Origin of the sequence: Mesorhizobium sp. LNJC394B00, assembly GCF_000502555.1 — a bacterium.
Taxonomy (GTDB): Bacteria; Pseudomonadota; Alphaproteobacteria; order Rhizobiales; family Rhizobiaceae; genus Mesorhizobium.
In genome coordinates, this window is record NZ_AYWH01000012.1 from 192,780 (window position 1) to 204,753 (window position 11,974).

The window sequence follows — 11,974 nt, forward strand, 5'->3', positions numbered from 1 at the left end:
GCCCCAGTGTTAGAACATCGGTACTAGGAGTTTCGATATGGTGCAGAAGCAAAGACCGCAGCCCGCCCAAATCCTGGGCATACTGGATCTCGAGCCCGGACCTTCCGTAGACAAGTCTTCCACGCCCGGAACTTTGCAGGATCCGGCCACATTCAATTTTCCGATTATAAGGGAAACCGCTGCCGGTGCTTGGGTGGATGTTGTCGTCCGCGGAGATCCGGGGCTCGAACGGGCTTTCGTTGCAGCCGCCCAACGCCTTGTGAAGCGCGGTGCTGCCGCAATAACAGCGGACTGCGGCTTCTCAATCCGACATCAGGCTGCGGTCGCTGCTGCTGTTAAAGTTCCAGTAGCATTATCGGCCCTGATGCTGGTCCCCGTCATTCTTCGTCAACTACCGGCAACGGCGAGACTCGCGGTTCTGACCTTCGACGCTACATGTTGCGGAAAGGATCTACTGGAGATTGACGACGCCTTTGAACTGGCACGGGTTGCGATTGGCGGAGTAGAGAATACGCAAACCTGGATAAATGAGATGGCACGGCCGGCGGTGCCAACAGACGCCGAGGTCCTGCGGAATGATGTTTGCGCTCGGATTCAGACACTACGAGAAACCAACCCTGAGATCGGAGCGGTCCTGCTCGAGTGCACGATGTTCCCTCGCGTGGCTCAGTCGGTCCGTCATTTCACAGGTCTACCCGTATACGACGTTACCACGCTTTGCCGGATGGTGATGGAGTCAATCGGTGCGCAAGCGTCAGCGCGCTAAAGTTGTACCCGATAAACTGGCGGTGCCAGAGAACCACCGCCCAACCGCCGAGATAATCGCGCTGTCAGGAGAATTGATTTATGACGATAAGCAAAGGTCCCCAAGCATTTCCACGCGTTGAGTATTTACGGCGACTTTCGCTCGTGAAATCTGAAATGGCTCGACGAGGCGTTGAAGCTCTTGTCGTCTCGGATCAACACAACATCACGTATCTCACTGGTTATACGGCTCGCTCCGCCTATGTGCCTCAGGGGTTGGTAGTCTCATCAAAAGAAGAGGAACCGGCCTTCATCCTGCGTCGAATGGACGGCCCTGCTGCTATCCACCAATGTTTTATGAATCGTGACAAGATAATTCCTTATCCAGAGGAATTGATCGCTCATCCGGAGTTGGATGGTTACGACGCAGTCATTGATCACCTGCAGGCGGCAGGTTTTTCGACACGTTGCATCGGGATTGAGCAGTACAATCTTTCCACACTTACTGTCGAAAAATTCCGAAAACGTCTGGGAGAGGCAAGGATCGTGGACCTCACCAAAGTTGTTGCGTGGATTCGCCTTGTCAAGTCTGATTTGGAGATCGAAGTAATGCGGGAAGCGGGAGCGATTGCGGATGCCGCCATTGCCCGCGCTGCCGAGGTCATCCGGCCTGGGGTCCGTGAAGCTGACGCGTGTGCGGAGATAGCGTCGGTGCTGATTCGTGGAGTGAACGGAAAGCCAGGCACGCAACTTGAGCCAATAACTCTGTGTGCTACACCTAGAACAGGGACTTGTCACATTACATGGGCGGAAGACATTTTCCGAAAGGGGTCCCAGGTAAATCTCGAAGTGGCTGGCTCTCGCCATGGCTATTCCACAGCCCTTATGCGAACATACTCAATTGGAGCGCCCTTCGATCGACTTCAAAATGTTCATGAAATCCAACTGGAGGGACTTGAAGCCTCTCTCCACGCTGTGCGGCCCGGAGCAACTTGCAGCGACGTAGCGAATACATTTTACAGAGCTATTGAGAAACGCGGGCTCAAGAAAGAATCGCGATGCGGATATGCCCAAGGTATTGGATGGACAGAACCTACAGCTAGCCTGCGGGACGGTGATTTGACAGTACTCGTGCCGAATATGACTTTTCATCTGATGCTCGGGAACTGGCCTGACGAGGACTTTGGCTACGTCATTAGCGAAACCGTTCGCGTTACTGAGACCGGAGTTGAGGTTTTGACCAACTCACCCCGGAAGATATTCGAAATTTCCTGATGGCCGGCCGATGCGTATTCGACAATCTGAGCTCCTATGAGCCGAGATGAGAGCGAAACGCGCTCGTTGTATTTGCGAACTTCGGCACCAGCGCGACACCCAGAGCTGGCTCGAGAAAACTCGACAGCCAGTATAAGTGGAATTTCTGCCTGAGTTGGCTTAATTGCCATGAACAAGAATGCATGACGAGACGACCGCGTCGGAACCGGCCCGGCTTTCAAGGCGAAGGTGGCGCTTGCTGGGGGCGAACAGATGTTGATGGAGTTGTCCCGGCAGTTCGACGTGCACGCCAATCAGATCAAACAGTGAACGAGCAGCTGCTTGATGGGCGACGGGAATTTTCGGTGATAAAGCCAATTCGGAACCGGCGGGCCCAGCCATCGATGTTAAACCCTGCACGCCAAGATCAGAGGTATGCGGTGTTTTGACCCACTACCGGAGCAGTTCTGACCGTTGATGTTGGAGGCTACCGATTAGCTTGGAGCTTGGACATATGGCGATTTCAGAGCTTACGCTTAAAACGAGGGACGAAGAGCCGGTGCGGCGGTTCGAAGGTCTTCACGGGAACCGGGCGTCGTTGCGATTGGAGCGACGAGGAGATAAGGCGGATATGGTGGAGGCCGGTCCTATGTCCGTGCACGCGATCGTCGATGACCGAAGAGAACCTGCACCGAAAAGAGCGCGGTGGGCTCGCTCGCCGTCTAAGTGAGCGGACACTACCGCCTCAAGGCGAGCGTCAGTAGGCGGCCTTCAGCGTATGAATACGCTCGCCGTCAGGGTCTCGAACTCTGACCAGCCTATGCGCCGGCTTTTCTGGCTGCGCGGACTCTGACACCCCATATCTGAGACAAAGCGTGGAGGGTCCATCTGCGCGTTGCAGCCAGCGCGGCTGGAAGCTCGCAAACATTTCTGCCATGGATCGCCTTCGCAGGTTACATCGCGACGGATCCTAACCGACAGTGTCGGAAGACGTCGGTAACGGGACAACTGCTGTCGGGTTTATCGAGGTCGCGACAGGATAGCGCTAGACACGACGTCCGCAGTACACCATTTAAACACTATTGAATGCTTGCAGATAATTTCATCTGACGGACTCTCGGACTCTCGGTGCAGTTGGCACGATTGTTGAAGCTCGCAAGTCACGAAGCTTGACGAAATGAGATTGGCCGCCCCCACAGCCTGCCGACTGCGACTGGGCTCTTCACCGCGAGGCGTCCCATGTAACTCGGAGGGCGGTTGACGGAAAACAGCAATGGAGATGCCTACGATGCAGACTCTACTGCCTCGCCTATCCGGTCCGCGCCGGCCGTTACGTTTTGGCCGACAACATAGCCGATGTTATTGGGGGGCAGATCTTGGCTTCAGATGACTCGCCGGACTCTATGATGCGAAAACGACACGCGAATTCACCTGGGCCGAGCAGTTCAAAGAACCGGATTGATCACCAATTGGCCAGTCTCGTTTCAGGAAGCCTTCAAATAAATTTGCGGGATCTTTGCAGCGGCCAATCGCCGACACGGTACGTTCACTTCCTGTCTGAGGTCAGGCGCGGCCAAAAAAGCCCAGCGTTGATCGCGATCGGCGCTTGATGAGCCGACACCTCCGTTCGATGCGACTGGCTCCAGAGAATCCAGATCGTTTCTTAAGCGGTTCGCCCAATGCCGCGCTCGGCCATCGCCTCTTTTAGATGATACCGGCTGAGATGCAGGGCCAAGTACCAGCGCGCAAAAAACAAGATCAGAGGCTGGTCAAACTGGCCTCCCTTTAACATCGCAAGTTTCAGAAATGGTCCAGGGGCTCCCCGGCCACACCCGCCGGTAGTCAAAACGTTGCAATCGATCCACAGGAGCCCAACATGGAACAGAAAGTGCCAATCCGAGGCTCCAGGCCGTTCCGGGTGACCAATCGGCAGGTACTGGCAATCGCCATTCCGATGATGCTCGCAAACCTCACGACGCCGCTGCTCGGCCTCGTCGATACGGCCGTAGTCGGCCGATTCGGCGATGCAGCTTTGGTTGGAGGTCTTGCAGCCGCGGCGGTGCTCTTCGACATCGTCTTCGCAACCTTCAATTTCTTGCGCTCCGGGACGACCGCGCTGGTCGCCCAGGCTTTCGGGAGGAACGACGCTCTAGAAGAGAGGGCGGTCTTCTGGCGGGCATTTGTCATCGCCGCGATTTCCGGCCTGGCGCTGGTCTTGTTTTCGCCGTTGATTGCCGCGGTTGGTGAATGGTTCATGAACGCGGGACAGCCTGTGACCGCCGCGATGGATCTTTACATCCGCGTCCGCCTTATTGCGGCGCCTGCCGCCCTGATTAACTATATCATTCTCGGATATTTCCTAGGTCGCGGCAATTCAGTCCTCGGACTTCTCCTGCAACTTCTCCTGAATGGGATGAATGTCGCGCTCTCCATCTTTCTAGGTCTTTATCTCGGATGGGGTGTTGCTGGCGTCGCCTGGGGAACCGTCTTCAGCCAGGCCATTGCCATGATCGCCGGCATGACAGTCCTCCTCGGACGCTTCCGTGCGATGCCGAAAATGTCGCGCCAGTATACGTTCAACATGATGGCAATAGGGCGGATGCTTCAGCTCAGCGGTAACATCATGACCCCTTCCTGCGTGCTCGCGGGAGTCTACATGCTGTTCACGAGGCAGGGCGCCCAGCTTGGTACGTTGACCCTCGCCGCCGATGCGGTGCTGATGCACATATTCTTGGTGGCGGCCTATTTCCTTGAAGGGTTTGGCGGGGCCGCCGAACAGCTCGCCGGGCGGGCCGTTGGCGCAGGCTATCAGCCGGCTTTCTCGCAAGCCGTCAGGCTGACCGCGGGCTGGGCATTCGCGCTTGCGGGCCTTGCGAGCGCTGTGATCTTCGCATTCGGCGAACAGCTCATTGGCGCCATAACAAAGGCAGCGGACGTGCGAGCCGAGGCGGCTCTCTATCTTCCTTGGGCGGCCTTCGCGGCACCCAGCGGCGTGCTGGCCTTCCAGATGACCGGCGTCTTCGTGGGCGCAACTTGGTGGTTCGACGTGCGCAATATGATGCTCTTATCCTTCGCAGCCTTTGTCACTGCTTTGTTTGCATTCGGCCAGATGTTCGGCAACCACGGGCTCTGGGCCGCTTTCCACATTTTTCAGCTCGTGCGAGGGATAAGCCTGTTGCTGGTCCTGCGTCGCTGCGCCGGCACCGCTTTCGCGGAATGACCAGTCAATGTGCCATCGGTCACTCCAGGAGTTGTCGGCTTTGGAGTTGAATGGATTCGCAGCGGAAGATCGGTGTGCTGCGGACCAGGTGACGAGAATGCTGCATTGCTCTTACCTCGCCTTGCACGCGCGGCAGTCAAAATGGCGGATCAAGCTCCGCGCCGGATCACGCGCATCGATCGCCATCTGAGGAGGTTCGGTGGCCAGGCTTGCCCGCAGATGCGTGTCCAACCCAGCCTACGACTTCACGATCACGGCCCATCGGTTTCTCAACCGCCCAAGTCGGCCTTTCTCACGAGGCTTCGACCCGGCGAGTTACCCGACCGAGCCGTTCGTCAGCTACCAAACCAATCGACTACTATCTGGCTGGAACCTTCCTCCACTGGTGATACGCGCCATCGGGGAGCACTGCATAAGACGGGTTAGCGTATGAACGCCTCGGCCCGCCGGATGATGGGCGAGTTTCTATCCCCAGGTATGAAGCACCGCGAAGAATCCGATCTCGGCGCCGAGAGGCTTGGGATCGGCAGCGATGGTCCGCGAGGACTCTGCGGTCGTGCGGAAAGATATCGAACACAACCCGGTTTCCAGACATACTCTAGGCGGTGTGGGCGGATTTGAGCAAGATGAAGCCCGCGACGAGAGCGACGATTGATGCGAAGTTCCACTTCGTCTTCTCGCAGCGCAGGGTGACGCGCTTGAAGCGCTTTATCTTGCCGACGGCCTGCTCGATGCGGGCGCGACCTTTGTAGAGGGCCTTTGCGAAGAAGCGCGGCTTGCCCTTTTCATTGGCCTTATGCGGAATGATGGGAATTGCGCCGCGGTCCCGCGCTGCTTGCCTGTTGGCCTTGCTGGCTGGCATAGCCCTTGTCGCCGATCGCCGCGCGCGGGTCGATGTCGGGACCGAGGCCAAGCAGGATGGGAAAGTGCGGCGCGTCACCTTTCTCGCCACCGGTCACGTCGAAAGCGATGGGATGGCCGTCGAAGTCCGTCTTCAGGTGGATTTTGGTCGAGAACCCACCGCGCGAGCGGCCGAGCGCCTGATTTTCCTGACCCCTTTTGCGCCCGCCGCCGAGACATGGGCGCGGACCACCGTCGAATCGAACATCTGCACCAGATGCGCCGACGAGGACAGCGCGGCGAGATGCTCGAAGGACATCTCGAAGACACCGGCCTTGCTCAAGCGATCAAAGCGCTTCCACACACTGTTCCATTTGCCGAAGCGCTCCGGCAACGCCCGCCAGGTGATGTTGTGAACCGAGAAGTAATGCAGCGCCTCCAGAAATAGCCGATCATCCCGGCCCTTGGCGCCGCGTCGTGGCAGCGACACGCAAAACACCTCCAGCGCGTCCGCCCAATCGGTATCCGTCATTTTGGTGCACATGCCGACCTCCAAATCAGTCGGCCACCCATGAATCAGATGGAAAGCGCCCCGAGAACCAGTAAACAAATACCTGAGTCAATTCGTCCACACCGCCTAGTAGGATACGATTGTCCCTAAGCCGTGCTGCTCTGCAATGTCCAGTATAGCAGAACCTACAGCGACATCATGCATTGCGAGGCCTAGATTGAACACTGCAATGCGGTCACCGTTCCGAACTCTGCCGAGGACTCGTCCTGCCATGACATCGCTGATCGACCAAAGAACGCGGGAAATATCTCGATAAGGAGAGCCTGTAGCAATGATGTAGTTTTTGAATTGCTCAACGTCGTCAGTCAACAATACATCCGAAGCCGTCGTTATATCCTGTGACCATCCGCGGACATGGACGGGCAGAACTAAGCTGCCCTCCTTGACCCATCCGAACTGGAATGCCACGTCTTCCAATCGACTCGTTGCGGTCACTATGACGTCAGCGGTGCGGATCGCGGCCTCAGCGTCTTTCACGTGAACTACTGTTGCTACGGAACAAGTCTGTTCATTCAACCAGCTCACAGCATTCTCATTGATGTCCATGATTTGGAATTCGGCAGCGGGGTGAACCAACGACAGCATTTTTACGTGGTAGAGGCCCTGAAGACCGGCACCGATCACCGCTATCCTCTCCACGTGAGGCGGCGACAAATACTTGCTGGTAATAGCCGACGCTGCCGCTGTGCGAACTGCGGTCAGGTAAGCAGCATCCATCACGCACACTGGTAGGCCCGTGTCTGGGTCGTTTAACACCAAAAGCCCTGTAATGTTTGGCAAGCCAACTTTATGATTGCTGGAGTAACCCGCAACCCATTTAAGACCGGCTCGGCGTTGCCTGGGAAGCCACCCAGCCATTGCGTGAATGAAAGCGTCGTGCCCCGGGTGGATTCCGATCTTGGGCGGGTTCTCGAATGCGCCATTGCCGTGATCACGAAGCGTCCCTTCGATAATGTCTAATGCTGAGGTGAATGGCAAATTCGTCTGCGCAACGTCATTTCGACTTAGCCATCTTACAATAGACGTCGTCATATTACCTCGTTTCTAATGCTGAGCTTCAGTTCGGTATGTCGAAAGCTCTGAATGGTGATACGCGTTTTTCAAATGGTCTCTCGGGAAAGGGGGTAACGCTGCATGGCTACGTTGCCTTTGCGAGAGAGTAGATCTGCGCCGTTTGGAGTGTTGTTTTTATGTCGGAAAACAAGATCGGCAATTTCGGAGCCAGACGGTTATTGTTTTGTTCGATGAACCCCAGAAATTCGTCGTCGTACATGCTTACATAATTGAGCTTTCCGACTGCTGCGCCCGATAGCACCGGGATTGACGACAGATCCACTATGGTGCGCGGCTCCAACCGAAGAAGGGCGTCCTGAAGGGTGGCTTCGTATTCATCATTGACATCGGCGGTTGCGATAACAACGATGGACTGCGGTTCGCGTGGGTACCCAATCTCTGCCGGGCGCATGAGCGCGACTTGTATGTCGGTCCAGGGGCGGAGACGTTTGCGAAGGTTCTTAGGGTTCCGCGTTACGAATACCGTGGAGCGGAATCGCTCTCCGACACCACTCCGGATCAGCCCGCGACCCAGCATACCCGCCCCAATGATGTAAAGGCGGTTGGGTAGCTCTCCATCCGGAAATCGATCGGCTATGATGTCTCGGACGATCTGATCGTAATTGAACGATGCGATGAACCGCTGGCGCTGGCGCGCGGCACGACCTGTATCAATTGCCAACCGTGCGATCTGGAAAATCGGAAGGTTTGGATCAACAAATTCGAGAGCCTTCGCGAGCTGATCGCTGATATAATTCTCACCGAGGATCTGGGAATGCGCGCTGGATGCAATCTCGGCGAGACGTTGAGCAATTGCGGCCGCACCTTCAATGTGTTCGTATGAAGAACCAGAAAATATCGTGCTATTGATGTTACTGATCGCGGACTCTTCACCATAGACCTCAACTCGTGCGCAGGTTGTGACGAGTAGAATTCCACTTCTCGCGAGGTCGGCCGCAAGTGGTTTCATCTGTGCCGACTGCTGCGCCACGGCGAGAGGCGCGGTCATCTGGTGATCACGATAAAAGCCAACTAGCTTGCTCATCGTTCCCATCCTCAAGTTGATTGAGCTCAAGCGGTAGTTGACGCGAAACGCCCTTGAGTTCGACGGCTTGCCCCGAACGCTGCTTTGCCCCGAGATGCAGGATTTCCTGTGCCTTCGAGTTCAGGATCAAGCAGGTGGAGTCGGCTTTCGGGTCGCAGCCAACCGATGGGGATCTTCTGCCCGAGGTCGATGGCGACGAGCGCGTCTTGGGAGTACCTCCTTTCCCATAGCGTGCGAACTGACATGTTGCTTTCCTTTGTCCATCAAGCGGAGTCACATCGGTTGGCAGCTTCCGCCGCCCTGCAACGAGGGAGTCCCAAAAATCATGCCGACTGCGCAGGAAGAGCTTCAGAAATAATTTTCTGCAAAACGTTCAATGGCTTAAATGAGCGTGCGGCAGAGGGCCGGGCCGAACACACCGCGTCGTGCACTCGACAAACCCGACAGTTGTCATTTCCTGCCGTTTTCCAAGGAATGTCGGACCGGATCCTTCGCGGGAAAGCGGAACTCACGCGCCATCCGACTGCGCCCCGCATTGTCCACTATCGGACGATGTCGGATCTGCAACATAGCAGTAGAGGAGCCATCCTATGCTTTAAGGGAGTGTCTCCTTCGGCACGGCAAATGCATGACCCTACGCGAACGCGTCACGAACTGAGAAGGAATTGCCCCATGATTACGCTTATCGAATAATTCGTCGCCGCGGTGAAGACTGCGCTTCCCCGAGCCGCCGAGCCGGCGCAAGGGCTTGCGCATCATGGTCCAGGCCGGCGGCCGCGCCGGCTTCCAATACCCGCAGCAAAATTCTCTGGGTCTCGCCTGCTTGCGCATCACCCGTACATGCTTGAGCGCGACATTGACATGAAGGTAGTCCCCCAGTCTGGAAAGTGCTGACCGCCCATGCTCACGAGCCGTCTCTTCTCCGTCATCGACAGCCATACCGCAGGGCACCCGACTCGCACGGTCATCTCGGGCATCCCTCCGTTGCGGGGACAGAGTGTGCTCGCCCAGCGGGACGATTTCCGCGCGGTCCATGATGGGCTGAGGGGGTTGCTGCTTCATGAACCTCGCGGGCATGCCGCCATGGTGGCTGCGGTTCCCGTGCTCTCCCGCGAGGCGGATCAAGGGTTGTTCTTCATTTCCTCCTACGTCTACCTCGACATGTGCGGCCATGCCACGATCGGCTACATCGCCAGCTTGGCCGCCACGGGCGCACTGCCGCAGGGCTTTGAACAAAACGGCATGTCCATCGAGACCCCGGCGGGTATCGTCCATATGACCGGCACCTTCGAGGCCAACCAGCTGACCTCGGTGGTGCTACGCAACGTGCCATCCTATCTCGCCTCCGCCGATGTAGCGGTCGAGGTCGAGGGCCTCGGCACGGTGACCTGCGACATCGCCTATGGCGGCATCATGTATGCTCTGGTCGATGCGAGCCAGGTAGATATTCCCTTCGACGTCGACCACGCCAGCCGCTGGTGCCGCGCGGGCATGGCCATCAAGGAGGCGCTCAACGCTGCAAGCGGTCGCCTGCAGGTCGGCAGCGTGCTATTCCATCGCGCCATCGAGGGCGGCGCCCGCCATCTGGTGATTTTGGCAGGCAACAAGTTCGACCGTTCGCCCTGCGGCACCGGTACCTCGGCACGGCTGGCCCAGCTTCACGCTCGTGGTGAGTTGGCGATTGGCGCCCCTTACCGGGCCGAAAACATCCTTGGGGTGCCTTTCGCGGGCAAGGTCGCGGAGTTGGTTCAGGGCAAGGGCGGCCAATCCGCCGTTATCCCAGAGGTGCGCGGCATGGCTCATATCAGTGCATTTTCCACCATTGTGCTGGAAGTGGACGATCCGCTGTCAGCCGGCTTTCTTCCCAGTTGAAGGAGCGTGTTGTGAAATTCGATCCGTCCGTCGTCTTCGCGTATTGGGACATCCTTGCCTACGGCCTGCTCATCACTCTGAAATACACGATCAATACCTGCGCCATCGGCCTCGCGATCGGGCTCTTGATGGCGCAGCTTCAGCTCACTCCTTGGCGACTATTGCGCTGGACCGGTCGAATCTGGGTGGAGTTCTTCCGCAATATCCCGCTGCTGGTGTTGCTCATGTGGATCTATTATGCCCTGCCAATCTTCTTTCAGATCCAGATCGGCAAGGAAACAGCGGGCATCCTCGGTCTCGGGTTCTATGCCAGCGGCTTCTATGCCGAGATCCTGCGCGCCGGTGTCGAGTCCATCGACCGTGGCCAGACCGACGCCGCAGTGGTTCTGGGCATGGGCTACGTCCAGCGCATGAAGCGTATCATCCTGCCGCAGGCTTTGCGCCGCATGGTGCCGCCGCTGGTGGGCCAGACCATCATGCAGCTCAAGAACACCACGCTCCTCTCGGTGCTGACAATCCCCGATCTGCTTTATCAGGCGGGCTACATAGCCAGTTTCACCGACCGGCCAATGGAGGTCTACACCGTCATCGGCGCCATCTTCATCGCCATCCTGTTTCCCCTCAGCGCTCTTTCGCGCCGGTTCGAGCGCAAGGAGGTCGCGTGATGACTGCAACATCCACCGAAGTCGTACTGAGCGTACGGGGCATCGAGAAGTCCTACGGGAAGCATCATGTACTACGCGGCGTCGATCTTGACGTCCATCGCGGGGAGGTGGTCTGCCTGATCGGCTCCAGCGGCTCGGGCAAGACCTCGCTGCTGCGCTGCATGAACCTGTTGATGGAGCCCGACAAGGGCGAGATCGTCATCCACGGCGCGTCTCTTTTTCGCCGCACCGAGTCCGAGCGGCTTAAGCTTTCCAGCAGGCAGGTGAGCGCCGTGCGCCTCAAGACCGGCATGGTGTTCCAGAACTTCAACCTGTTCCCGCACCGCACCGCGCTGGGAAACATCATCGAAGCCCCCCTGGTGGTGAAGAAAGTGCCACGTGCCGAAGCTGAGGCACGAGCTCACGAGCTCCTCAATCGCATGGGACTTTCCGACGCCGGGCATAAATACCCGTCACAGTTGTCGGGCGGCCAGCAGCAGCGCATCGCCATCGCCCGGGCGCTCGCTATGCAGCCCACCATCATGCTGTTCGACGAACCTACCTCGGCACTGGACCCGGAACTGGTAGGCGACGTGCTTGCCGCCGTCCGCCAGCTCGCCGCCGATGACATGACCATGGTTGTCGTCACCCACGAGATCCGCTTCGCCTATGAGTTGGCCGATCGGGTGGTGTTCATCGACCAGGGCATTGTGGCCGCCAGCGGCGCTCCG

At 57.7% G+C, this 11,974-nt stretch carries 10 protein-coding genes and 2 pseudogenes; 7 read left to right on the forward strand and 5 right to left on the reverse strand.

Annotated elements, in window-relative coordinates:
- The first annotated feature begins 37 nt into the window (after positions 1–37).
- From X751_RS137570 to X751_RS1000000168215, 3 genes and pseudogenes are all read left to right on the forward strand, one after another.
- On the forward strand, positions 38–766 hold the full coding sequence (locus X751_RS137570) for a hypothetical protein (protein ID WP_023746127.1): 729 nt from the start codon (positions 38–40) through the stop codon (positions 764–766).
- Between the two features lie 80 nt (positions 767–846).
- Positions 847–2,019, forward strand: coding sequence for a Xaa-Pro peptidase family protein (locus tag X751_RS0134375; RefSeq protein ID WP_031247326.1), 1,173 nt, complete (start codon positions 847–849; stop codon positions 2,017–2,019).
- Positions 2,020–2,201: 182 nt separating this feature from the next.
- Positions 2,202–2,325 (forward strand): annotated as a pseudogene (locus tag X751_RS1000000168215) (IS3 family transposase); the annotation flags it as partial.
- Between the two features lie 1,351 nt (positions 2,326–3,676).
- On the opposite strand, the pseudogene X751_RS1000000168220 reads toward X751_RS1000000168215, so the two are convergent.
- Positions 3,677–3,790 (reverse strand): annotated as a pseudogene (locus X751_RS1000000168220) (IS6 family transposase); the annotation flags it as partial.
- An 84-nt stretch (positions 3,791–3,874) separates the two neighbouring features.
- Between X751_RS1000000168220 and X751_RS137565 the strand changes: the two are divergent.
- On the forward strand, positions 3,875–5,218 hold the full coding sequence (locus tag X751_RS137565; RefSeq protein WP_023746131.1) for an MATE family efflux transporter: 1,344 nt from the start codon (positions 3,875–3,877) through the stop codon (positions 5,216–5,218).
- Positions 5,219–5,816: 598 nt separating this feature from the next.
- Here the strand turns inward: X751_RS137565 and X751_RS137560 are convergent.
- From X751_RS137560 to X751_RS137545, 4 genes are all read right to left on the reverse strand, one after another.
- Complete coding sequence (locus tag X751_RS137560) at positions 5,817–6,080, reverse strand: transposase (protein WP_023746132.1); 264 nt, start codon at positions 6,078–6,080, stop codon at positions 5,817–5,819.
- Between the two features lie 132 nt (positions 6,081–6,212).
- Positions 6,213–6,614: a transposase gene (locus tag X751_RS137555; RefSeq protein WP_198022474.1), complete on the reverse strand. Its 402-nt coding sequence runs from the start codon at positions 6,612–6,614 to the stop codon at positions 6,213–6,215.
- Positions 6,615–6,695: 81 nt separating this feature from the next.
- Positions 6,696–7,661: an ornithine cyclodeaminase family protein gene (locus tag X751_RS137550; protein ID WP_023746134.1), complete on the reverse strand. Its 966-nt coding sequence runs from the start codon at positions 7,659–7,661 to the stop codon at positions 6,696–6,698.
- Between the two features lie 106 nt (positions 7,662–7,767).
- Entirely contained in the window at positions 7,768–8,727 is a 960-nt protein-coding gene (locus X751_RS137545; RefSeq protein WP_023746135.1) for a hypothetical protein, read from the reverse strand.
- Between the two features lie 900 nt (positions 8,728–9,627).
- On the opposite strand from X751_RS137545, the gene X751_RS137540 reads away from it, so the two are divergent.
- The 3 genes from X751_RS137540 to X751_RS137530 form a co-directional block, all read left to right on the forward strand.
- On the forward strand, positions 9,628–10,599 hold the full coding sequence (locus X751_RS137540; RefSeq protein ID WP_023746136.1) for a proline racemase family protein: 972 nt from the start codon (positions 9,628–9,630) through the stop codon (positions 10,597–10,599).
- 11 nt (positions 10,600–10,610) lie between these two features.
- Positions 10,611–11,264: an amino acid ABC transporter permease gene (locus X751_RS137535; protein WP_023746137.1), complete on the forward strand. Its 654-nt coding sequence runs from the start codon at positions 10,611–10,613 to the stop codon at positions 11,262–11,264.
- A partial coding sequence (locus tag X751_RS137530) for an amino acid ABC transporter ATP-binding protein (protein WP_023746138.1) occupies positions 11,264–11,974 on the forward strand: 711 nt, incomplete at its 3' end. The genes X751_RS137535 and X751_RS137530, both read left to right, overlap by 1 nt.

Bases quoted from the DNA above. Each gene is read 5' to 3' on its own strand.
- X751_RS137570 (WP_023746127.1), top strand. From the start codon at position 38: ATGGTGCAGAAGCAAAGACCGCAGCCCGCCCAAATCCTGGGCATACTG.
- X751_RS0134375 (WP_031247326.1), top strand. From the start codon at position 847: ATGACGATAAGCAAAGGTCCCCAAGCATTTCCACGCGTTGAGTATTTA.
- X751_RS137565 (WP_023746131.1), top strand. From the start codon at position 3,875: ATGGAACAGAAAGTGCCAATCCGAGGCTCCAGGCCGTTCCGGGTGACC.
- X751_RS137560 (WP_023746132.1), bottom strand. From the start codon at position 6,080: ATGCCAGCCAGCAAGGCCAACAGGCAAGCAGCGCGGGACCGCGGCGCA.
- X751_RS137550 (WP_023746134.1), bottom strand. From the start codon at position 7,661: ATGACGACGTCTATTGTAAGATGGCTAAGTCGAAATGACGTTGCGCAG.
- X751_RS137545 (WP_023746135.1), bottom strand. From the start codon at position 8,727: ATGAGCAAGCTAGTTGGCTTTTATCGTGATCACCAGATGACCGCGCCT.
- X751_RS137540 (WP_023746136.1), top strand. From the start codon at position 9,628: ATGCTCACGAGCCGTCTCTTCTCCGTCATCGACAGCCATACCGCAGGG.